The organism is Mucilaginibacter jinjuensis, from assembly GCF_028596025.1.
In the GTDB taxonomy this organism is placed as follows: Bacteria; Bacteroidota; Bacteroidia; order Sphingobacteriales; family Sphingobacteriaceae; genus Mucilaginibacter; species Mucilaginibacter jinjuensis.
The window spans coordinates 782,777-804,779 of the sequence record NZ_CP117167.1 but is presented as its reverse complement, the minus strand read 5'-3'; the positions used below and the strand labels follow the sequence as shown (position 1 = coordinate 804,779).

Genomic DNA, 22,003 nt, shown 5'->3' with positions numbered 1-22,003 from the left:
GTAGAGAATTAACCAAAATCCTAAAATCATTTTATCATGGCACTTTACAGCGAATTTTTTACCTCTCAGGAGATCATTAACATCCAGGTGGTAATTGACACAGACGCAATTACCAACGACTATCCCAATCCAAGTAAGGATCCGGCCCACCCTACCGGTTTACCACATAACTACATGTACATGGTAGCCACCAGGGCAAATGTTATAGTGGGTTCTGGTACCGGCGACCTATCAATTAAAGCTGATGTTGGCGACATTATCCGCTGGTACGGTACGTCAGAATATGGCAACTTTGATTCGTCGGTTGTATTATACAAAATGGAGAGATTTGCCGGAGACACCGTTTTTAACAACCTTACCTTTAGTGTTTATAAAAGACAAGGTGTTTTGCCTACCGATGGCAGCGTGTTTCCAATTAACTTCAGCGAACAAACCTATTGGTTTAACCAGGCTAACGTTGTGAATAAAGGAACTGAAAACTATAATATCCAGTTTGCACTTTACACCCGCCAAAGAGGCACTGCAAACCCGGTGTTATTTGGCTACTACTATTGGGATCCTACCATTGTTGTAAAAAGTTAATTATTGAGAGGTATGAACCGGTAAAGATCCTGTCTGTATAGCAGGATCTTTACTCCAGTTACACCCTATCTTACACAAAAATGGTGCGCCATATTTGTATCATGATGGAATACAATATTAAGTTTTGAACAATCTGGATGAATTAAATAGCATTAAGATCAATTCACCGGCGACACTTTCAATAAATCAATCCTAAAGTTCTCTTTCCCCATTCGGCCAATTAGCACTCTTTTATCAGGAGCGTTGCCGGGTAGCATCTTTGCAAACAAGGTATCGTGATTATTAAAAGGATAGCGCCATATAGCCGTAATTTCCCTTGTTTGCGGGTTGTATTTATATCCACCGATGTAGCGGCGTAAGTAGCTATTATATTCTAATACAAAATCGCCCCTGTCAATAAAGACTTTAGTAAGCACACTATCGGCGCAAGCATTATTACTTTTAACCGCATTATTTAAACTCCAATTTTTAACCAAATACTTTCCGGTTATCTCCTTGTAGTTTTTGGGAAATTTGAAATTAGCCAATAATACTATCGGAATAATAACTGTAGAAAAACGAACAGTATTCTTTACCCAGCTATTGCGAAAATAAAACCCGGGCAGTGGGCTTTGGGTATGGAAGAAAAACTCTGATAAGCGATCATATTTCAACAATATTAAATATACCACAGCCAGGGTTTCGCAGGTGATATAGATCTGAATAATAATATCGAGGTAAAAGTAATCGAGTAAAAGGATATTCAAGAGCAGAGGCAGTAATGTAATGGCTCCAAGCAGTCTGGTTCTACGAAAAAGAAGTAATACAGAGCCGGCAATCTGCATAACTGCAACAATATCAACCAGTAAACGAAAATGGCCATAAAAGGCCCACATTAAATCCTGCCTGGGGATACTGCTAAAGGGGTTATCCAACTCGCCCAGTGGTATGTTAAATTGCAAATGGCAAAGTTTCTCTATCCCGAACATAATTAAATCCAGCGCGATAAAATACCTCACTGCATTTTGCCAGAAACCGGTATATAAAGTAACATCAAGTTCGCCGCGCGATGCTTTACGTTGCCAAATTATACAGCATATCAGCATTATTAACCAGATGGCTAATCCGATAACCCATTCCAGTTTGGGGGCACGGCCAAATTGCATCATAACATTAGTAATGCGCAGGAGCACAAAAACGCCTATTACAGCTGCTATAGCACAAGCCCAGGCGAGTTGAGAGAAAGGTGTACGTTTCATAATTGTGTTATTTTTTTAACACAATATTAGGGAGGTATACTGTCCTTATCGTTCGGCTTTATCCAACCGAACACATTAGCCATCTATTTACCAAGCCTGATAAGAAACATTGGCGGCTATTTCTCCTTGTTTCATAAATTGGCTTGGCGATAAACCGGTTTGCTTTTTAAAGGCGGTGTTAAAAGTAGTTTTAGAGCTGAAACCTGCACTATAGGCAATACCTAAAATATTGAGATGCTTATGCTGATCAGACAGCATCAACAGCTTGGCCTCTTTTACCCTATAGGCATTAATAAACTGGAAGAAATTCATACCGACGCTGTCATTGAGTAAATACGACAAATCGTGAACCGAGACTTCCATACTTTGTGCCAATTGCGGCAGATTTAATTCACTGTCGAGGTATAGCTTGTCATGTACCATCAAGTGCTCGAGACGTAATTTAAGCCGATGGGATAGCTTATCATCCATGCGCGGTTTTATTTGTTTAGGCTGATGTTGAAACTCTTCAATCACCTGGCTAACCTCTGCAATTGCTGCTGGCTGATAAGGGAATATCTCTTTCTGTGCAATCAAATAGTAACAGATAACTAAACTACAAAACAGGTAAATAATTTGCCGGTATAATGATTGCGAATGTATCATCAAAAGATTGTTAGCAACGAAGATGAGCATCATAATGCCGATAATATACAGCAGGTAGTTTAGCCAGCGTAAATCAACCGGCGTAGTATTAGAAGCCACCAACTGAATATTCTTTTGGTGCTTGTAAAGCTTATACCAGGCAAGCGCCCAAAGTACCCACATTTGCAGGTTAGAGGTAAGAAATATGGTATATATGATGGTGTTGAGTACAAGCTTCGGAAAAGGATAGCCCTTAAATGCAGGCAACAAATTAAACGGCAGGATAAGGAGAAACACAATAGCGCCCGGCACAAAACTCAGATAGTACTTCCTATTAAACTTGCCGGGCGTTGCAAATTGTACCACGCTCAAATAAAATAAGGCAGGAGTGGCGCAATGAGAAAGATCAACAAAACGCAGCAACCAATCAAACTGATGTGCAGCATGATCTCCATCGACTACCGCTGCTGCAATTTTCAATCCCACATTTAAAAAGAATATGCCCAACCATCTATTAGCCATTATGTTTACCTTATTAGGGTTAACAATGGCTATGAACGCGAATAAAAAGAAGCTAACGCAGATAATGGTATTAAGCAGTTGTTCGGCAGTCATTTAGTTACAGGCTTTTTATAAAGCTAATAAAAACCACCTAAACAAGAAAGAGAAATGGTTTATACCCCAAACTGTTTTAAATGATGATCTAAATGCTTAGAAGCTAACAATAGACCTTGTTCCGCAGTCATCTTACCGAAGAAGGGATGAATGAAATTAACGGGTGATTGGGCATGTTCTTCCATCAATGTAATCAGGTTTTCTTTCTCCAATGACACGCTCCCGTCGCTGGTTATGATGAACGATGGTACCGATGGTAAATTTCGTTTTACAGGCTCATCTTTCAGCATCGATTTTAGTGCAATTTTACCGAAGAGCTTACCCATAAACGCTTGTTTATAGATCTGCCTACCTAGAGCCATTTCTTCCCACATGGCACAATGCCTTAACATTTGGTATACCGACATTTTGCCCCATGACGGAGTACTATGTTCGTCGAGTTTTTGGATGCGTTTGATGAAGTCTTCTCTCTCTTGTTTTTCGGCAAAGTTTATCATGCCTAAAAATAGCTATTGGCTTGGGCTTACCAAAGGGCGATAAAGGACAATAAAAAGGGGTGATTACGACATTTTAAACGCAAAAAAGCCTTACTCAAATGAGTAAGGCTTTTCAATATCGTTAGTAATTAAAATTACTCGCCTTTTTCTGCTTCGTCTTCTTTTGCAGAAGCTTCTTCAGCAGCAGGAGTAGCCGGAGCTTCTTCTACAGCTGGTGCAACAGTTTCAGCAACAACAGCCTCGTCAGCCGGGGTTACTTCAGCAGTAGCAGCTTTTGCTTTGCCAGTACCAGCACCACCACGACGGCGGGTAGCTTTCTTAGCAGGAGCAGCAGTTTCTGCACCGTAAACGGTGTTGTAATCTACTAATTCAATCAGTGCCATTTCTGCGTTGTCACCTAAACGGTTTTCCATTTTGATGATACGAGTGTAGCCACCTGGTCTGTCAGCAATTTTAACAGCGATGTCGCGGAACAGTTCAGTAACTGCATCTTTGCTTTGCAGGTAGCTAAATACTGTACGGCGTGAGTGTGTGTTATCACTTTTAGCTTTAGTTAAGATAGGCTCTACATAAACGCGTAAAGCTTTTGCTTTTGCTAAAGTAGTAGTGATACGCTTGTGCTGGATAAGCGATGAAGCCATATTTGCCAGCATAGCCTTTCTGTGGCTATCTGTACGGCCTAAGTGGTTGTGTTTTTTACCGTGTCTCATTTTGTTATTTACTTGTGCACGTGCATACCGTTGGGCGGCTATTAGTCAAGCCCGCGGAATTATGCCCTCGCTTATTGTTAGATTTGAGATATTAGATTTGAGATTTGAGATTAACTCCCTCAGCGCAGATCCTTTTACTCGTTTGTTAATTGCTTTTAAAAAATTCGAGATGTGAATATCTCAATACTCACATCTCAAATCTAATATCTAAACAAAGATTACTCTTCGTCCAGTTTGTATTTTGCCAGGTTCATACCAAAAGATAAACCTTTTGATTTAACCAGGTCCTGAATCTCGGTTAATGATTTTTTACCGAAGTTTCTGAATTTTAACATATCAGCTACGTCGTAAGAAACCAGATCAGCCAGGCTGCGGATGTCGGCAGCTTTCAGGCAGTTCAGTGCACGTACAGAAAGATCTAAGTCAACCAGTTCGGTTTTCAGGATCTTGCGCATGTGCAGGATTTCTTCATCAACTTCTTTAGTTTCTTCTTTAGCCTGGGCTTCAAGCATCATGTTCTCATCAGAGAACAACATGAAGTGCTGGATCAAAATCTTCGCAGCTTCTTTTAATGCATGCTCCGGGTGTACAGAACCATCGGTAACAATATCCAACACCAATTTCTCGTAGTCGGTTTTTTGTTCAACACGATAGTTTTCGATTGTATATTTCACATTCTTGATAGGTGTGTATATAGAATCGATAGCGATAACGCCTACTAAAGCATCCGGATTTTTATTTTCTTCACTTGCAACGTAACCACGGCCTTTGTTTACAGTAAGCTCAACTTCAAGCGTTACTGATGAGTCCATGTTACAGATAACCAGCTCAGGGTTTAATACGGTAAAGTTGTTTGAAAACTTGGTGATGTCACCAGCTTTAAAACTATCCTGACCGTTGATGATAACGAAGATTTTTTCTGAATCACCAGAAGTACCGGTTTTCTTAAAACGAACTTGTTTAAGGTTCAGGATAATTTCGGTAACATCTTCAACAACGCCTTTGATGGTTGAAAACTCATGCGATACTCCAGAGAAACGTACTGAAGTAATTGCATAACCTTCCAATGAAGAAAGTAAGATACGACGTAAAGCATTACCAATAGTAATACCGAAACCTGGCTCTAACGGACGAAATTCAAATGTACCATCAAAGTCAGTTGACTTCTGCATGATTACCTTATCTGGTTTTTGAAATGCTAAAATTGCCATTTATATCCTTTTGATTATTGTTTACTTAATTTATATATAACAGATATTGAGATACCAAAAATTGAGATATGAGAATAAACAAATTATCTCATATCTCAAATTTAATATCTCAAATCTAATTCTTACTTAGAGTACAACTCGACGATCAGGTTTTCCTTGATGTTTTCAGGAATCTCATCGCGGTTTGGTAAGTTTAACAGTTTACCTGTAAGGGCTGCTGCATCCCACTCAAACCAGCTGTATTTGTTTATTTTTCTGCCGGCTACAGAGTTGCTGATAGCTTCAAGAGATTTTGATTTCTCACGAACTGCGATCACATCACCTACTCTTACATTGTAAGAAGCAATGTTTACAACTTCACCGTTAACAGTAATGTGTTTGTGACCAACCAACTGGCGTGCACCAGAACGGGTTGGAGCGATACCTAAACGGTAAACAACGTTATCTAAACGTGCTTCTAATAATTGAAGCAAGTTTGTACCGGTGATACCTTCTTTAGCTACTGCGGTATGGAATAAGTTTTCGAACTGACGCTCTAATACACCGTAAGTGTATTTAACTTTTTGTTTTTCCATCAGCTGCACTGCATACTCTGATTGCTTGCCTCTTCTTTTAGAGACACCGTGCATGCCGGGAGGATAGTTTTTTCTTTCTAACACTTTATCCGGACCGAAGATCGGTTCACGGAATTTACGTGCGATTTTGCTTTTTGGGCCTGTATATCTTGCCATTGTTGTGTTTTTTAAAGTATCAAGCAGCCTTAAAACTGCCGAATCTTAGCTTTAAAATTGTGTTAATTAAACTCTTCTGCGTTTTGCAGGGCGACATCCGTTGTGTGGAAGCGGGGTAATATCTTTGATGGTTGTAACCTCGATACCAGTAGTTTGTAAAGTACGGATAGCCGACTCACGACCAGCACCCGGGCCTTTAACAAAAACTTCTACTTTACGTAAGCCCAAATCATAAGCTACCTTACCGCAATCGCCAGCAGCCTGACCAGCAGCATAAGGAGTGTTCTTTTTTGAACCTTTAAAACCCATTTTACCTGCAGAAGACCAAGAGATTGCCTGACCAGTACTGTTAGTAAGGGTGATAATGATGTTGTTGAAAGTAGCGTTAATGTGTGCCTGACCTACAGGTTCTACAATTACGATACGTTTTTTGGTTACTTTTTTAGCTTTAGCCATTACTTTTAGATTTTAGATATGAGACTTGAGATGTGAGACAATTACTCCAGCCCGGCACTCATAACTGATTTTTATCTTTTGTTATTCCAGATTTAAGATGCTCGAAAGATATTTCTCATATCTAAGATCCCGCATCTCATATCTATCTATTATTATTTAGTAGCTTTTTTCTTGTTAGCAACTGTTTTACGTTTTCCTTTACGGGTACGTGAGTTGTTTTTTGTACGCTGACCACGCAGAGGCAAACCTTTACGGTGACGGGTACCACGGTAACAACCGATATCCATTAAACGTTTGATGTTCAGTTGTACTTCAGAGCGCAATGCACCCTCTACTTTAATCTGATCATTGATGATACCACGAATGGCAGCTAATTGCTCATCGGTCCAATCCTGAACTTTAACATCATAACTGATGCCAGCTTCGTCCAAAATGTTTTGTGCGGTTGTACGACCAATACCGTAAATGTACGTTAGTCCGATCTCGCCTCTCTTATTTCTTGGTAAATCAATACCTGATATCCTTGCCATATTTGTAAGTTGTTTTAAATGAATACCGAACGGCGGGCAACCGTTGTACGACTATTCACAATTTTTTTTTTAATTATCCCTGACGTTGTTTGTACTTAGGATTCTTTTTGTTGATCACATAAAGTTTCCCGTTACGACGGATGATCTTGCAATCAGCACTACGTTTTTTAATGGATGCTCTAACTTTCATCTCTTTGATTATTTATATCTGTAGGTTATTCTGCCTTTACTCAAATCGTATGGGCTCATTTCCAACTTCACTCTGTCTCCAGGTAAAATCTTAATGTAGTGCATACGCATTTTTCCTGATATATGTGCAATTATCTCGTGGCCGTTTTCCAGTTCAACTCTAAACATTGCGTTTGACAATGCCTCCTTTATTGTTCCGTCTTGCTCAATCGAAGATTGTTTAGCCATATTTTATTGATAATTACTTATTTATCCACCCCTAAAGCGGGATGCAAAATTAAAAAAAATATTTGATATATTATTTTTTTCTTTCTAAAATTTCATTTATATATGAAAACGTAGAAAGAATATCCGGCTGGCCCTTTTTAACGGCCACCGTGTGCTCATAATGTGCCGAAGGCTTCCCATCACTGGTTGATACTGTCCAGCCATCATTCCAAAACTTCACATTGGCTTTACCGGCGTTAATCATTGGTTCAATTGCAATTACCATACCTTCTTCCAATTTGGTACCTGCACCGCGTTTACCATAATTAGGTACTTCGGGCTTTTCATGCAATGCCAGGCCAACACCGTGGCCTACCAATTCTTTAACTACACCAAAACCATGCTTCTCAGCATGCTCTTGTACGGCATAACCTATATCTCCTATACGCATGCCAACAACGGCTTTTTGTACACCAAGCTCTAAGCACTCCTGCGTAACACGCATCAGTTTCTTAGCCTCTTCGCTAACCTCGCCAATGGCAAAGGTATAAGCCGAGTCGCCGTAATATTTATTCAGGATCACGCCGCAATCTACAGAGATCAGGTCGCCTTCCTTTAACTCCTGCTGTCCCGGAAAACCATGCACAACCTGGTCGTTAGGCGAAATGCATAACGAGTAAGGGAAGCCATGATAATTAAGGAAAGCCGGAACCCCGCCATTATCGCGGATAAATTCTTCGGCAAGCTTGTTTAAAGCTATAGTTTTAACACCTGGAGCGATAACCTTAGCTACCTCTCCAAGTGTTTTTGAAACAAGTAAAGAACTTTCTCTTATGAGCTCTATCTCTTCGACAGACTTATAATGGATCTTTGCCATGTTAATTTATTCAGTACTAAATAGCCGGAGGCGTTGTGCCAGCGGCAGTAGGGATAGCTGTACGGCCTTTAATTCTGCCGGTTTTCATCAAACCGTCATAGTGGCGCATCAGCAAGTGACTTTCTATTTGTTGCAATGTATCTAACACAACACCTACTAAGATGATTAGTGAAGTACCACCGAAAAATCTTGCAAACTGGCTGTTAACATGGCCTAAGTTTGCCAATGCAGGCATAATTGCGATCATTGCTAAAAAGATTGATCCCGGTAAAGTGATCTTAGAGATCACATCATCGATAAAGCTAACTGTAGCATCGCCTGGTTTAACACCCGGTATAAAGCCACCGTTCTTCTTCATATCATCCGACATTTGTTTCGGATTTACAGTGATAGCTGTATAGAAGTAAGTAAACAGGATAATCAGTATCGCAAATACCAGGTTGTGCAACCATGAGGTATAGTTTGATAACAGGATTAAAACTGTGCTCGATGCCATTTTAGGGAAAAACGAAGCAATAGTAGTAGGGATAAACATTAAGGCTTGTGCAAAAATGATCGGCATTACACCGGCAGCATTAACCTTTAACGGGATGTACTGGCGCACACCACCATATTGTTTGTTACCCACAATGCGTTTTGCATACTGTACAGCAATTTTACGGGTACCTTGTACAACAAGGATGGTAAACATTACTACAGCAATAAGCGCTACAATTTCAACAATGAAAATCAATAAACCACCACTGTTGGTATCAGTTACACGTGAGCCAAACTCGGTTACGATAGCCGAAGGAAGCTGTGCGATAATACCCACCATGATGATTAAAGAGATACCATTACCAATACCTTTATCAGTGATTTTTTCACCTAACCACATTACAAATAATGTACCTGCAGTTAATACGAATACCGAAGTGATATTAAACATAGTAGCACCTAAAACAGGGCTGATAGCTTCTGGCGCTATTTGGGTACGGATGTAGCCAATAGCCTGCGCAGCAGTAATAGCAATGGTTAGGTAGCGGGTCCACTGGTTTAGTTTGTTGCGTCCGCTTTCGCCTTCCTTTTGTAACTTGGTAAAGTAAGGCACGGCGATACCCAATAACTGCACCACAATAGATGCCGAAATATAAGGCATTACACCTAATGCAAATATGGATGCATGCGCGAATGAACCGCCTGAAAACATATTTAATAAGCCTAACAAGCCTTCTTTAGCCTTTTGAGAGTTTAAAGAAGCCGGATCAACGCCAGGCAGTACAATAAATGATCCTACCCGGTATATTAAAAGAAATAAGAGTGTGTTAATAATACGCACTCTTAAATCTTCGATTTTCCAGATGTTTGATAATGTGGTGAAAAATCTTTTCATTGAAAATTATAACTTAACGATGGAACCACCGGCTGCTTCAATAGCTTTTTGTGCTGTAGCTGAAAACGCGTGAGCTGTTACATCCAACTTAGCTTTAAGTTCGCCACGGCCTAATATTTTGATCAGGTCGTTTTTCGAAGCTAAACCATGCTCTCTAAAAGTATCGAAATTAATAACATTTACAGCATGTTTCTCAGCTAATTGTTGTAAGGCATCTAAATTTACGCTTACATACTCTACACGGTTAGGGTTTTTAAAGCCCACCTTTGGTACACGACGTTGTAAAGGCATTTGACCACCTTCAAAACCAACCTTAGTTGATGTACCTGAACGTGAACCAGCACCTTTGTGACCACGTGTTGAAGTACCGCCTTTACCAGAACCGGTACCACGACCGATTCTCTTACTATCTTTTACGGAACCTTTTGCAGGTTTCAGATTACTTAAATTCATGATTAAATATTTTCGACTGCTACCAAATGATTAACTTTTCTAATCATGCCGATGATAGCATCATTAGCTTCAACCTCTACACTGTGGTTGATTTTTCTCAAACCTAAAGCGGCTACGGTTTTTTTCTGACGTTCGCTTCTGTCGATAACGCTTTTTATTTGTGTTATTTTGATCTTGGCCATGATAATTATCCGTTAAATACTTTACCTAAGTTAACACCGCGGTGTTGAGCTACGGTATAAGCGTCGCGCAGTTGCGCTAATGCGTATACAGTTGCTTTAACCACGTTGTGTGGATTTGATGAACCTTTTGATTTTGCAAGTACGTTGTGTACACCTGCAGATTCTAATACAGCACGCATTGCACCACCAGCAATTACACCGGTACCGTTTGCAGCTGGTTTTAAGAATACAAAACCGCCAGAATATTTACCAATTTGCTCGTGTGGTATAGTGTTATTAATAATAGGCACTTTTACCAGGTTTTTCTTAGCATCATCGATACCTTTAGCAATTGCTTCAGTTACCTCTTTTGCTTTACCTAAACCGTAACCAACTACACCATTTTCATCACCTACAACCACAATGGCTGAGAAGCTGAAAGTACGGCCACCTTTGGTTACTTTGGCAACACGTTGTATGCTAACCAGGCGATCTTTTAATTCGATCTCGCTGGTTTTTACTCTTTTAACATTTATTGTTGACATCTCTTTGCTTCAATTAAAAATTTAAACCGCCTTCACGTGCACCTTCAGCCAGTTGTTTAACACGGCCATGATACAGGTAACCATTTCTGTCAAACACTACGGCAGTGATACCTGCAGCGATTGCTTTCTGGGCTACCAGTTTACCTACAGCGGCTGATTGCTCGCCTTTAGTACCTGATGCAGAAAAATCTTTTGACAAAGATGATGCTGATACTATAGTTTTTCCGTTAACATCGTCAATAACCTGGGCATAAATACCCTTGTTGCTTCTGAATACAGACAAGCGCGGACGCTCTGCTGAACCTGAAAGATGCTTTCTGATCCCTTTTTTAATTCTGTCTCTTCTTGATAATTTAGCTGCCATGACGATTATTTTTTAGATGCTGATTTACCTGCTTTTCTTCTTAATACTTCACCTACAAACTTGATACCTTTACCTTTGTATGGCTCTGGTGCACGTAGTGAACGTATTTTAGCGGCTACCTGACCGATCAATTGTTTATCAATTGATTCGAGAATAATAGTTGGGTTTTTACCCTTCTCAGCAGTTGTTGATACTTTAATTTCTTTCGGTAATTCAAACACGTAGTGGTGAGAGTATCCCAACACTAAATCAAGTGTGTTACCGGTATTGGTTGCACGGTAACCCACACCTACAAGCTCTTGCTCAAGCTTGTAACCTGTTGTTACACCGATTACCATATTGTTTAATAAAGCGCGGTATAACCCGTGTAATGCTTTATGGCGTTTTTGATCAGAAGGGCGTGTTACCACGATGCTTCCGTCTTGCTGCTCGATTTTGATATCGGCATCAATCGCCTGTTGTAATTCACCTTTAGGGCCTTTAACAGTTACCAGGTTATCGCCTGATACTGCTACAGTAACGCCTGCAGGGATTGTTATAGGTGCTTTTCCTACTCTTGACATTGCTTAATTCCTCCTGTTATTAATAAACAAAGCATAAAACTTCACCACCTACATTCTGTGCGCGGGCCTCTTTGTCGGTCATAACGCCTTTTGAAGTTGATAGGATGGCAATACCCAAACCATTTAATACACGTGGCATATTAGCTGTGCCTGCATACTTTCTTAAACCTGGTTTGCTGATACGCGAAATAGTGCGGATAGCAGGGATTTTGGTTACCGGGTGATATTTCAAAGCAACTTTGATAATACCTTGAGGGCCGTTTTCCTCAAATTTGTAATTTGCAATGTAACCTTTGTCGAAAAGCACTTTAGTGATTTCCTTCTTCAGATTAGATGCAGGAATTTCAACAACCCTATGGTTGGCTTTAATAGCATTCCTTACTCTTGTAAGATAATCTGCGATTGGATCTGTATTCATTTTTTATAAAAGTATGATGGTGGTTTCCTTCCCGGCCTATCCGGGACGACCTTCCATCGGTTAAGTTCTTTAATTATGAGTAGTGAGTTTTGAGTAGCGAGTTCTGACTAACTCAAAACTTACCATTCAAAACTCACAACTATATTTTTACCAGCTTGCTTTTTTAACACCCGGGATTTTACCAGCTAAAGCCATTTCACGGAATGTTACACGTGAAATACCAAACTGGCGCATATAACCACGTGGGCGGCCGGTTAATTTGCAACGGTTGTGCAATTTTACCGGTGAAGCTGCTTTCGGTAATTTATCTAAAGCGATATAATCACCAGCTGCTTTAAGCGCTGCTCTTTTTTCAGCAAATTTTGCTACTAACTTAGCACGTTTTACTTCGCGTGCTTTTACACCTTCTTTAGCCATTGTTAACTGGAGTTTGATTTTTAAATGGTAAACCAAATTGTTTCAGCAACTCTAATGCTTCAACATCATTTGTAGCTGAGGTTACAAAGGTAATATCCATACCCATAATTTTATTGATCTTGTCAATGTTAATTTCCGGGAAAATGATTTGCTCAGTGATACCTAATGTATAGTTACCGCGTCCGTCAAAACCTTTATCGTTGATACCTTTGAAGTCACGGATACGTGGCAAAGCAACAGCAATTAAACGGTCTAAAAATTCGTACATGGTATTATCACGTAAAGTTACACGTACGCCTACCGGCATGTTTTTACGTAATTTAAAGTTAGAGATATCTTTCTTTGACTTAGAAGAAACCGCTTGCTGGCCAGTGATGGTAGTTAACTCGTTGATGGCAACATCAATAAGTTTCTTATCAGTAGTGGCAGCACCAACACCCTGGTTGATTGCAATTTTCTGAAGTTTAGGAACCTGCATTACGCTTTTGTACTGAAATTTATCTTTCAGTGCGGTGCGGATCTCTTCCTTGTATTTCGATTTTAATCTTGGTGTGTAGGTCATTACTTAATTTCCTCCCCTGATTTTTTTGAAACTCTAACTAATTTACCAGCATCGTTCTTTTTGCGGCCTACACGTGTAGTTTCGCCTGTTTTTGGATCAACCAAAGCCAGGTTAGAAATGTGGATAGCAGCTTCTTGTTTAACGATACCACCGTTAGGGTTGGCAGCATTTGGTTTAGTATGTTTAGATACTAAGTTAACACCTTCAACTTTAGCACGGCTTGTAGCTAAGTTAATTTCAGTGATTTTACCTTGTGATCCTTTTGAATCACCAGCTATTACCTTAACTGTATCGCCTTTGCGGATTTTCAGTTTCGGTTGTGAGTTTTTCTTTCTTTCCATTGTTACAATACCTCCGGTGCTAATGATACAATCTTCATAAATTGTTTTTCACGCAGCTCTCTTGCAACTGGGCCGAAGATACGTGTACCTCTTGGCTCATCCTGGTTGTTTAATAACACAGCTGCGTTATCGTCGAAACGGATATATGAACCATCTTTGCGGCGGATTTCCTTTTTGGTTCTAACCACTACGGCTTTAGATACGGTACCTTTTTTTACGTTACCAGAAGGTATCGCACTTTTAACGGTAACTACGATCTTATCGCCAATAGAAGCATATCTTTTGCCGGTACCACCTAACACACGGATCACTAAAACTTCTTTAGCGCCACTGTTATCGGCTACATTTAATCTTGATTCCTGTTGTACCATCTTATTTAGCCCTTTCTAAAATTTGAACTAATCTCCAGTTTTTGCTTTTGCTCAACGGGCGTGTTTCCATAATCAATACGGTATCACCAATACCACAGGTATTAGTCTCATCGTGAGCCATAAATTTGGTAGTTTTTTTCAGGAACTTACCGTAGATAGGGTGTTTCACCTTACGTTCCACAGCCACCACAATAGATTTTTCCATCTTATTGCTTACTACCAGCCCGGTACGTGTTTTTCTTAAATTTCTTTCCATTGTTGTCGACGCTGATTATTATTCTTTTCCAGAATTGGCTGCGGCTTTACGCTTGGTTAATTCTGTATTTAAACGAGCAACATCCTTGCGTACTTTTGTAATACGGGTTGGATTTTCAATAGCCGAAACAGCGTGAGCAAATTTCAACTTAGTGAGATTGTTCCTTTCCTCGCCAATTCTTGCGGTCAACTCTTCAGTTGACAGGCTTAAAATTTCTGAGTTTTTCATTTCTTTAATTTAATTGTAAGTTGTAAAGTATTAAGTTGTAGGTTGTAAGCGTACTTATACCATACAACTTAAAAACTTAAAACTCAATAATTATGCCTCTGCGTAATCTCTGCGCACTACAAAACGAGTTTGTATCGGCAATTTCTGTGCTGCCAGGCGCAGAGCTTCTTTGGCAACTTCTAAAGGCACACCTTCGGCCTCAAAAATGATACGTCCCGGGCGTACAACTGCTACCCAATATTCTGGGGCACCTTTACCTTTACCCATACGTACCTCTGCAGGTTTTTTAGTAACAGGCTTGTCAGGGAAAATCCTGATCCACACCTGGCCTTCACGTTTCATGAAACGTGTTACAGCAATACGTGCAGCCTCGATCTGGCGGCTGGTAATCCAGGCCGGCTCGAGTGATTTTATACCGAAAGATCCAAATGAAAGCTCAGCGCCGCGACTGGCGTTGCCTTTCATTTTGCCTTTTTGCATCTTTCTGAACTTCGTTCTTTTTGGCTGTAGCATTATCTTAAGCTTTTTATGTCGTTAAAACGATGTCTTATTGACTGATTATCTGTTACCAGCTGGACGGCTACCACCACCTTGACGGTTTTGGCCACCTGGGCGATTACCGCCTCCACGTTGGTTATTATTACCCGGACCTCCGCTGTTTCTGCGATCGCCGCCGCCTTGGCCACCTCTACGGTCGCCGCCGCCTCTGCGCTCACCACCACCGCGGTTATCTCTTTCACCACGTGCGCCAAAGTTTGCTGCACCTTCAGGACGACCGCCCTTACCGCTGCTGCTGCTTGCTGCACCAATGTTTGGAGAAAGATCACGTTTGCCATATACCTCGCCTTTGCAAATCCACACTTTGATACCTATTTTACCATAGGTAGTTAATGCTTCTGCCAATGCATAGTCAATATCAGCGCGGAAGGTATGTAACGGAATCCTTCCCTCTTTATATTGCTCGGTACGGGCCATCTCTGCACCGCCTAAACGGCCTGATGTCATTATCTTGATACCTTCAGCACCCATTCTCATGGTTGAAGCTATCGAAGTTTTCATGGCACGACGGAAAGAGATCCTTGCTTCTAATTGCTTAGCGATACCCTCTGCAACCAGTTGCGCGTCAAGCTCAGGACGTTTGATCTCGAAAATGTTAATTTGAACATCCTTTTTAGTCAGTTTCTTTAACTCTTCCTTGATCTTGTCAACTTCCTGGCCGCCTTTGCCAATAACAATACCCGGACGGGCAGTATGTATAGTAACGGTAATACGTTTTAATGTACGCTCAATAACTACTTTAGATACGCCGCCTTTAGCGATACGTACAGAAAGGTATTTGCGGATTTTTTCATCTTCAACTAATTTATCAGAGTAGTTGTCACCGCCGAACCAATTAGAATCCCATCCTCTGATGATCCCTAATCTGTTACCTATTGGATGTGCTTTTTGTCCCATTTTAATTAATTGATTTCTGTTTTACTGTCCACAATAAGTGTTACGTGATTTGAGCGCTTACGGATACGGTATCCACGGCCTTGTGGGGCCGGGCGAAGTCTTTTTAACTGACGGCCACCGCCTACAGAAACTTCTTTCACAAATAAATTGCTATCCTCAACACGTTTGCCTTCGTTTTTAGCTTCCCAGTTTTTGATAGCTGATAATAACAGTTTCTCAACACGGATAGCCGCTTCTTTATTTGTAAACTTTAATGTATATAAAGCTTTCTCTACATTCATACCGCGAATCAGATCAACTACTAAGCGCATTTTGCGCGGAGAAGTTGGGCAGTTTTGCAGTTTTGCGATAGAAGCGCCGCCTACAACAGCTTTTGCAGCTTCTTTCTGTTGTCTGATCAATACAGACTTTTTGATTTTAGTTGTTGCTTCCATGCCTTATTTTTTCTTTTCTGCGTGACCACGGAATGTACGGGTTGGTGCAAACTCTCCCAGCTTGTGACCAACCATGTTTTCTGTTACGTACACAGGGATAAACTTGTTACCGTTGTGTACTGCGAATGTATGACCAACGAAGTCAGGAGATATCATGGAACGTCTTGACCATGTTTTTACAACTGATTTTTTATTTGATTCATTCAGGACAAGAACTTTTCTTTCCAGGTTGAAATCAATATAAGGTCCTTTTTTAATTGAACGAGCCATTATTTTTTCCTTCTTTCAATGATATAACGATCCGATGTTTTCTTTTTGTCACGAGTTTTGTAGCCTTTAGCTAATAAACCTTTACGTGAACGAGGGTGACCTCCTGATGAACGGCCTTCACCACCACCCATAGGGTGATCGACAGGGTTCATAGCAACACCACGTACTCTTGGTCTGCGGCCCAACCAGCGTTTACGGCCGGCTTTACCTAACACTTCGTTTGCTTTCTCGGCATTCGAAACAGTACCGATGGTTGCAAGGCAGGTAGCCAGGATCATACGGGTTTCGCCAGAAGGCAATTTGATGATAGCATATTTGCCATCACGTGCAGACAGTTGTGCGTAAGTACCTGCAGAGCGTGCAATGGTGCCACCCTGACCAGGATTAAGTTCAATGTTGTGGATGATCGAACCAAGCGGGATAGCCTTTAGTGGTAACGTGTTACCAACTTCTGGTGCAACAGCTTCGCCTGATAATACAGTTTGTCCAACTTGTAATCCTTCAGGAGCGATCATGTAACGTTTCTCACCATCAACATAAGTTAACAGGGCGATACGTGCTGAACGGTTTGGATCGTACTCAATAGTGGTAACTTTCGCGGGAATGTCGAATTTGTTACGCTTGAAGTCGATCAATCGGTATGATTTCTTATGTCCCCCACCGATATAACGCATGGTCATTTTACCGGTATTGTTACGACCACCTGATTTCTTGTGCGATACAACCAGTGACTTTTCAGGCACATTGGTTGTTACGTCCGAATAATCGGCACCAACTCTGAAGCGGGTACCCGGCGTAACCGGTTTAAATCTTTTAACTGCCATTTCTCTTTTTATATTGTGCTATAAAAATCTATTGTTTCACCGTCTTTCAACGAAATAACCGCTTTCTTATAAGTAGCAGCGCGGCCAGATACGGCACCTGCTTTAGTGTTGCGGGTTTTAAGTTTTCCGACATATTTCATGGTGTTTACCGCTGTAACGTTAACACCATACATGTTCTCGATTGCAGATTTGATCTGGATCTTGTTAGCTCTGTGATCAACCTTGAAAACATAACGATTAAGTTTCTCAGTTAACTGAGCTACTTTTTCTGTAAGTAAGGGTTTCTTTAATACTTCCATATTACTTAGCGAAAGCTTCCTCCAAAGTTTTAACAGAACCTGAAGTCAAAATCAATTTACCAGCGTTTAACACATCATAAGTGTTTAACTGATCAGCTGTGATCACTTTGGTTTTTTTCAGATTTCTGCTTGATAAATAAACATTGTTATTTGCTGCAGGCAGTACTAACAAAGTTTTTTCGTTAGTTAACTGTAAATCAGCAAGTAATTGTACATAGTTTTTAGTTTTAACAGCGTCAAAGCTAAAGTCTTCTAATACAACCACATTGCTATCCTGTGCTTTGTATGATAAGGCTGATTTACGAGCCAGTGATTTAAGCTTTTTGTTTAATTTAAAGCTGTAATCACGAGGCTGAGGACCGAAAACACGACCACCACCATTAAATAATGGAGATTTGATGCTACCGGCACGTGCACCACCTGTACCTTTTTGTTTATGTAATTTGCGGGTTGAACCGGCAATTTCATTACGTTGTTTTGATTTGTGCGTACCCTGACGCTGATTAGCCAGATATTGTTTTACATCCAGGTAAATAGCGTGATCGTTGGGCTCGATACCGAATACCGAATCAGGAAGTTGCACCTTGGCACCTGTTTGCTTACCTGATACATTTAATACATTAACTTCCATCTTATTTATCAACGATTACGAATGAACCCTTAGCTCCGGGAATAGATCCCTTAACCACCAATAAATTTTGCTCTGGATAAACTTTAACCACTTCAAGGTTTTGAACCTTAACACGAACGTTACCAGTTTGACCAGCCATACGCATACCTTTAAATACGCGTGAAGGCCATGAAGATGCACCCAGTGAACCTGGCGCTCTTAAACGGTTGTGCTGTCCGTGAGTTTGCATACCCACACCGCCAAATCCGTGACGTTTTACAACGCCCTGAAAGCCTTTACCTTTTGAGGTACCTACTACATCCACAAAATCACCTGAGTTGAAGATCTCGACAGTAACGGTGTCGCCTAAATTCTTTTCGTCCTCAAATGTTTTGAATTCTACAAGCTTGCGCTTTGGTGTAGTACCGGCTTTTTGGAAGTGACCTTTCAAAGGAGCAGAAGTATTCTTCTCCTTTTTCTCATCATACGCTAACTGGATTGCAGCGTACCCGTCTGTTTCTACAGATCGTACTTGTGTTACTACACAAGGACCAGCTTCGATTACGGTACACGGAATGTTTTTTCCGGCCTCATCGAAAATACTGGTCATCCCTACTTTTTTACCAATAATTCCTGACATTTTGTTTTTTATTTTTTGTTTTGCCCATCGAAGCAGTAGGGCTTCGTTCAAGGCATAGTTCCCCCTAAAGGGACGGCAAAGATAGGAATTATTAATTAACTCTCAAACACTTAGGAAATTATTTTTTCAATAATTTTACACCTAACGTTTTGTAAGTCAAATAGCATTGGGGGTGCTATCGTTCATATTACCATGTGTAATAAGTTACACCAAGTAGCGCATGTTTGCTATTTTAACAACCAGGGGCACAAAACTATAATTGTTACGCTAATTTAATACAGTATTTTATTAAAATTGCGTAAAACTATTATCCCCCAGCTATGTACAAAAAATTGCTTTTAAATGCCTTTCTGTTCTTTATTATAAGCGCAGCATCGGCACAAACTTTATATATGCCGCGCGATATAAAACGTGCATATACAAACGCAACCCGCTCATTAGATGGGCGTCCCGGAAAAAACTACTGGCAAAACCATGGCCGCTACAACATCCATGTAACCGCCAATGTGCCCGACCGCAACATTAAAGGAAACGAGGAAATTACCTACATCAACAACAGCCCCGATACGCTGAAAAGCCTAAACATGAAGCTGATCATTAACATCCACCGCCCCGGTGCTGTAAGGTTAAGCCCGGTTGAGGCAGATTACCTCACAAGCGGCATCCAGATTGATACTTTTAACATAAATGGCACCGCTACTAAATGGAATAATGTAACCAATGCCGCCACTAACCAGGGCGTAAGGTTAACTCAACCTTTAGCCCCGCACGATTCTGTTAAGCTTAATATAACATGGCACTACCAGATTTCTTTAAAAAGCGAGCGCGAAGGGATGATAGATTCTACCACTTATTACCTTGCTTATTTCTATCCCCGCGTATCTGTCTATGACGACTATAATGGCTGGGACCGCCTGCCGTTTAACGATGCGTTAGAGTTTTACAACGATTTTAACGACTATAAGCTGAGCGTAACCGTACCTAAAAACTTTATTGTTTGGGCAACCGGTACATTACAAAATGCCAACCAGGTACTGCAACCCGAGTATGCAAAACGCCTGCAGGCATCATTCACCAGTGATTCTACCATACACGTGGCTACAGCCGAAGATCTGGCTAAGAAAAACATCACAGCTCAAAACGCCATGAATACCTGGGTCTGGACAGCCAATAACATTACAGACGTGGCCGTAGGTATAAGTGACCATTACGTATGGGATGCAGCAAGTACCGTGGTTGATGATGCTACCCACCGCCGCGCCAGTATGCAGGCTGCGTTTTTAAATAGCTCAGAAGATTTTCATCACTCGGTACAGTTTGGCCGTAACAGCTTAAGCTGGTTTTCGCATAACTGGCCGGGCGTACCCTACCCTTTCCCTAAAATGACTGCTTTTCAGGGATTTGCTGATATGGAGTACCCGATGATGGTGAACGATAGCCATACTAAAGACATCCGCTTTGCACAGTTTGTGCAGGATCATGAAATTGCGCATACCTACTTCCCATTCTATATGGGGATCAATGAAACCCGTTATGGTTATATGGACGAAGGTTGGGCCACTACTTACGAACTGTTAATAGGTACTGCCGAAGTTGGCAAAGAAGCTGCAGAGAAACTGTATAAAGGCTTCCGCGTAAACGGCTGGATCCACAATCGTGCTTCTGCCGAAGACCTGCCTGTTATTACCCCAACCAGCGAATTAAATGTTGGCATAGGTAATAACGAATACGGCAAACCATCATTAAGCTACCTGGCTTTAAAAGATATGCTGGGCGATGAGCTGTTTAAAAAAGCACTGCATACCTATATGGATAACTGGAACGGCAAGCACCCTATCCCATGGGATTACTTTAACTCGATGAGTACCGGTTCTGGCAAAAACCTCGATTGGTTCTTTAATAACTGGTTCTTCACCAATTATTATGATGACCTGGCTATTGATAAAGTGACTAACACCGCTAAAGGCGTGCAGGTTGATATTAAAAACGTTGGCGGTTTTGCCATCCCGTTTGATGTAGTTGCCACTTATGCTGATGGTACCACCAAAGCTTTCCACCAAACACCAATAGTTTGGCAGAACAACCAAAAAGCCGTAGTAATTACCTTAACCGGCACTAAAGAGATTACCGGTATTAAACTGGATAACGGCATTTTTATGGATGCCGACGAAAGCAATAATAGCTGGAAAAAATAGAATCAAGAATCCAGAGACAAGAAACAAGACTCATTCATTATAAAAGAAAAAGCGACCTGTTTACCGGGTCGCTTTTTTATTAATGCAATTTGCTTAGTGGCAATTACAAGTATTGGTTTCTTTTGCCAGTAATAACTGCAGGATAAGCTGATTGGTCAAATCAGCATCGCTTGGCTCGGCAGCTGCTTTAAGTAAATGACTGCCAGGGATGCTGAAATGGTAAGAGTAACCTGCGCATTTCCAACCTAAGAAAGGTACATCTATACAAACCTGGATACCGGCATCAAAGCTAAAGCTACCACCTTGCTCGCTAAAATTGTTGATAGAAATAACCACCTTAAATTTGCTGAACGGTTGCCATGTAAAGCTGCCGCCGCTACCAATCTGGAAGCTTTTTGTAACACCACCAAATGGGGTATTAACACTTACGGTAAGTACAACTGAACCACCTACTACGTTGGCTCCAATACAGGCACTACAACCAATAAAGGTTGGGGTACAAAATTGTGGCCCTGCAAGGCTATCATAACCTGTGTAAACCTGGCCATCTTTGGCTAATAATAATTCTGACATAATTTAATAAGATTTAGTTTTTTACCTACTCTGTTAAGGCTTTTCGGTATCCGCCTTGTGTTTTAATAATTGGTTATGGATACGATTTCCATACAGCCAAGGTAGATGATTGGCCAGGCCGGCGGCAGGGTATAATTATTGTATTGCGACAGGTAGTTTACCCTTTTTAATAAGGCAATAACAGA

At 40.8% G+C, this 22,003-nt stretch carries 35 protein-coding genes; 2 read left to right on the top strand and 33 right to left on the bottom strand.

The genetic code is table 11. The features are described 5' to 3' along the window. The first annotated feature begins 36 nt into the window (after window positions 1-36). A complete protein-coding gene (locus PQO05_RS03730) occupies window positions 37-582 on the top strand; it encodes an inclusion body family protein (RefSeq protein WP_273631311.1) in 546 nt (181 codons plus the stop codon). Window positions 583-740: 158 nt separating this feature from the next. Here the strand turns inward: PQO05_RS03730 and PQO05_RS03725 are convergent, their stop codons facing one another. The 32 genes from PQO05_RS03725 to rplC form a co-directional block, all read right to left on the bottom strand. Continuing rightward, window positions 741-1,820, bottom strand: coding sequence for a hypothetical protein (locus PQO05_RS03725; protein ID WP_273631310.1), 1,080 nt, complete (start codon window positions 1,818-1,820; stop codon window positions 741-743). A gap of 87 nt (window positions 1,821-1,907) precedes the next feature. Further along, a complete protein-coding gene (locus PQO05_RS03720; protein ID WP_273631309.1) occupies window positions 1,908-3,059 on the bottom strand; it encodes a helix-turn-helix domain-containing protein in 1,152 nt (383 codons plus the stop codon). 59 nt (window positions 3,060-3,118) lie between these two features. Then, a complete protein-coding gene (locus tag PQO05_RS03715; protein ID WP_273631308.1) occupies window positions 3,119-3,556 on the bottom strand; it encodes a DinB family protein in 438 nt (145 codons plus the stop codon). Window positions 3,557-3,690: 134 nt separating this feature from the next. Then, window positions 3,691-4,266 carry a 50S ribosomal protein L17 gene (rplQ, locus tag PQO05_RS03710; protein ID WP_273631307.1) on the bottom strand — a complete coding sequence of 192 codons (576 nt, stop codon included), beginning with the start codon at window positions 4,264-4,266 and terminating at the stop codon, window positions 3,691-3,693. A 218-nt stretch (window positions 4,267-4,484) separates the two neighbouring features. Continuing rightward, a complete protein-coding gene (locus PQO05_RS03705; protein ID WP_166586600.1) occupies window positions 4,485-5,477 on the bottom strand; it encodes a DNA-directed RNA polymerase subunit alpha in 993 nt (330 codons plus the stop codon). 122 nt (window positions 5,478-5,599) lie between these two features. Beyond that, the gene (gene rpsD / locus PQO05_RS03700) at window positions 5,600-6,208 is read right to left on the bottom strand and encodes a 30S ribosomal protein S4 (protein WP_273631305.1); all 609 of its coding nucleotides are present in this window, start codon (window positions 6,206-6,208) and stop codon (window positions 5,600-5,602) included. 66 nt (window positions 6,209-6,274) lie between these two features. Beyond that, a complete protein-coding gene (gene rpsK / locus PQO05_RS03695) occupies window positions 6,275-6,664 on the bottom strand; it encodes a 30S ribosomal protein S11 (RefSeq protein ID WP_273631304.1) in 390 nt (129 codons plus the stop codon). Between the two features lie 152 nt (window positions 6,665-6,816). Then, window positions 6,817-7,194, bottom strand: coding sequence for a 30S ribosomal protein S13 (rpsM, locus tag PQO05_RS03690; protein WP_273631303.1), 378 nt, complete (start codon window positions 7,192-7,194; stop codon window positions 6,817-6,819). A 73-nt stretch (window positions 7,195-7,267) separates the two neighbouring features. Beyond that, on the bottom strand, window positions 7,268-7,384 hold the full coding sequence (rpmJ, locus tag PQO05_RS03685) for a 50S ribosomal protein L36 (protein ID WP_074487407.1): 117 nt from the start codon (window positions 7,382-7,384) through the stop codon (window positions 7,268-7,270). A gap of 8 nt (window positions 7,385-7,392) precedes the next feature. Then, window positions 7,393-7,611 (bottom strand): translation initiation factor IF-1, encoded by a 219-nt coding sequence (gene infA / locus PQO05_RS03680; protein ID WP_174312840.1) that lies wholly within the window; start codon window positions 7,609-7,611, stop codon window positions 7,393-7,395. A 70-nt stretch (window positions 7,612-7,681) separates the two neighbouring features. Then, on the bottom strand, window positions 7,682-8,467 hold the full coding sequence (map, locus tag PQO05_RS03675) for a type I methionyl aminopeptidase (RefSeq protein WP_273631302.1): 786 nt from the start codon (window positions 8,465-8,467) through the stop codon (window positions 7,682-7,684). Window positions 8,468-8,483: 16 nt separating this feature from the next. Further along, a complete protein-coding gene (gene secY, locus PQO05_RS03670) occupies window positions 8,484-9,839 on the bottom strand; it encodes a preprotein translocase subunit SecY (protein WP_273631301.1) in 1,356 nt (451 codons plus the stop codon). A gap of 6 nt (window positions 9,840-9,845) precedes the next feature. Then, window positions 9,846-10,292, bottom strand: a complete 447-nt coding sequence (gene rplO, locus PQO05_RS03665) for a 50S ribosomal protein L15 (protein ID WP_273631300.1) — start codon at window positions 10,290-10,292, stop codon at window positions 9,846-9,848. A 2-nt stretch (window positions 10,293-10,294) separates the two neighbouring features. Next, window positions 10,295-10,474, bottom strand: coding sequence for a 50S ribosomal protein L30 (gene rpmD / locus PQO05_RS03660; RefSeq protein WP_273631299.1), 180 nt, complete (start codon window positions 10,472-10,474; stop codon window positions 10,295-10,297). Between the two features lie 5 nt (window positions 10,475-10,479). Beyond that, entirely contained in the window at window positions 10,480-10,998 is a 519-nt protein-coding gene (rpsE, locus tag PQO05_RS03655) for a 30S ribosomal protein S5 (protein ID WP_273631298.1), read from the bottom strand. Window positions 10,999-11,011: 13 nt separating this feature from the next. Then, a complete protein-coding gene (gene rplR, locus PQO05_RS03650) occupies window positions 11,012-11,362 on the bottom strand; it encodes a 50S ribosomal protein L18 (protein ID WP_273631297.1) in 351 nt (116 codons plus the stop codon). A gap of 5 nt (window positions 11,363-11,367) precedes the next feature. Continuing rightward, entirely contained in the window at window positions 11,368-11,925 is a 558-nt protein-coding gene (gene rplF, locus PQO05_RS03645; protein WP_273631296.1) for a 50S ribosomal protein L6, read from the bottom strand. A 19-nt stretch (window positions 11,926-11,944) separates the two neighbouring features. Next, window positions 11,945-12,343 carry a 30S ribosomal protein S8 gene (gene rpsH, locus PQO05_RS03640; protein ID WP_273631295.1) on the bottom strand — a complete coding sequence of 133 codons (399 nt, stop codon included), beginning with the start codon at window positions 12,341-12,343 and terminating at the stop codon, window positions 11,945-11,947. Between the two features lie 147 nt (window positions 12,344-12,490). Next, complete coding sequence (rpsN, locus tag PQO05_RS03635; RefSeq protein ID WP_166586588.1) at window positions 12,491-12,760, bottom strand: 30S ribosomal protein S14; 270 nt, start codon at window positions 12,758-12,760, stop codon at window positions 12,491-12,493. After that, entirely contained in the window at window positions 12,753-13,322 is a 570-nt protein-coding gene (gene rplE, locus PQO05_RS03630) for a 50S ribosomal protein L5 (protein ID WP_273631294.1), read from the bottom strand. Before rplE ends, rpsN begins: the two co-directional genes overlap by 8 nt. Next, window positions 13,322-13,663, bottom strand: a complete 342-nt coding sequence (gene rplX, locus PQO05_RS03625) for a 50S ribosomal protein L24 (RefSeq protein ID WP_337942572.1) — start codon at window positions 13,661-13,663, stop codon at window positions 13,322-13,324. The genes rplE and rplX overlap by 1 nt, the downstream gene beginning before the upstream one ends. 2 nt (window positions 13,664-13,665) lie before the next feature. Continuing rightward, window positions 13,666-14,034 carry a 50S ribosomal protein L14 gene (gene rplN, locus PQO05_RS03620; RefSeq protein WP_067059744.1) on the bottom strand — a complete coding sequence of 123 codons (369 nt, stop codon included), beginning with the start codon at window positions 14,032-14,034 and terminating at the stop codon, window positions 13,666-13,668. Between the two features lies 1 nt (window position 14,035). Beyond that, on the bottom strand, window positions 14,036-14,290 hold the full coding sequence (gene rpsQ / locus PQO05_RS03615; protein WP_174312832.1) for a 30S ribosomal protein S17: 255 nt from the start codon (window positions 14,288-14,290) through the stop codon (window positions 14,036-14,038). Between the two features lie 18 nt (window positions 14,291-14,308). Beyond that, complete coding sequence (gene rpmC / locus PQO05_RS03610; RefSeq protein WP_273631293.1) at window positions 14,309-14,518, bottom strand: 50S ribosomal protein L29; 210 nt, start codon at window positions 14,516-14,518, stop codon at window positions 14,309-14,311. Window positions 14,519-14,608: 90 nt separating this feature from the next. Beyond that, on the bottom strand, window positions 14,609-15,031 hold the full coding sequence (gene rplP, locus PQO05_RS03605; protein ID WP_273631292.1) for a 50S ribosomal protein L16: 423 nt from the start codon (window positions 15,029-15,031) through the stop codon (window positions 14,609-14,611). Window positions 15,032-15,076: 45 nt separating this feature from the next. After that, complete coding sequence (rpsC, locus tag PQO05_RS03600) at window positions 15,077-15,973, bottom strand: 30S ribosomal protein S3 (protein ID WP_273631291.1); 897 nt, start codon at window positions 15,971-15,973, stop codon at window positions 15,077-15,079. 5 nt (window positions 15,974-15,978) lie between these two features. Next, window positions 15,979-16,407 (bottom strand): 50S ribosomal protein L22, encoded by a 429-nt coding sequence (rplV, locus tag PQO05_RS03595; protein WP_074487390.1) that lies wholly within the window; start codon window positions 16,405-16,407, stop codon window positions 15,979-15,981. Between the two features lie 3 nt (window positions 16,408-16,410). After that, complete coding sequence (rpsS, locus tag PQO05_RS03590; protein ID WP_166586580.1) at window positions 16,411-16,677, bottom strand: 30S ribosomal protein S19; 267 nt, start codon at window positions 16,675-16,677, stop codon at window positions 16,411-16,413. Further along, window positions 16,677-17,501 carry a 50S ribosomal protein L2 gene (gene rplB / locus PQO05_RS03585; protein WP_273631290.1) on the bottom strand — a complete coding sequence of 275 codons (825 nt, stop codon included), beginning with the start codon at window positions 17,499-17,501 and terminating at the stop codon, window positions 16,677-16,679. Before rplB ends, rpsS begins: the two co-directional genes overlap by 1 nt. An 8-nt stretch (window positions 17,502-17,509) precedes the next feature. Then, entirely contained in the window at window positions 17,510-17,800 is a 291-nt protein-coding gene (rplW, locus tag PQO05_RS03580; RefSeq protein WP_273631289.1) for a 50S ribosomal protein L23, read from the bottom strand. A gap of 1 nt (window position 17,801) precedes the next feature. Then, the gene (rplD, locus tag PQO05_RS03575; protein ID WP_273631288.1) at window positions 17,802-18,431 is read right to left on the bottom strand and encodes a 50S ribosomal protein L4; all 630 of its coding nucleotides are present in this window, start codon (window positions 18,429-18,431) and stop codon (window positions 17,802-17,804) included. A gap of 1 nt (window position 18,432) precedes the next feature. After that, complete coding sequence (gene rplC, locus PQO05_RS03570; RefSeq protein WP_273631287.1) at window positions 18,433-19,050, bottom strand: 50S ribosomal protein L3; 618 nt, start codon at window positions 19,048-19,050, stop codon at window positions 18,433-18,435. A gap of 320 nt (window positions 19,051-19,370) precedes the next feature. Between rplC and PQO05_RS03565 the strand changes: the two genes are divergently transcribed. Beyond that, complete coding sequence (locus tag PQO05_RS03565; RefSeq protein WP_273631285.1) at window positions 19,371-21,245, top strand: M1 family metallopeptidase; 1,875 nt, start codon at window positions 19,371-19,373, stop codon at window positions 21,243-21,245. A gap of 93 nt (window positions 21,246-21,338) precedes the next feature. On the opposite strand, the gene PQO05_RS03560 is transcribed toward PQO05_RS03565, so the two are convergent. After that, entirely contained in the window at window positions 21,339-21,818 is a 480-nt protein-coding gene (locus PQO05_RS03560; protein WP_273631284.1) for a hypothetical protein, read from the bottom strand. Between the last annotated feature and the right edge of the window lie 185 nt (window positions 21,819-22,003).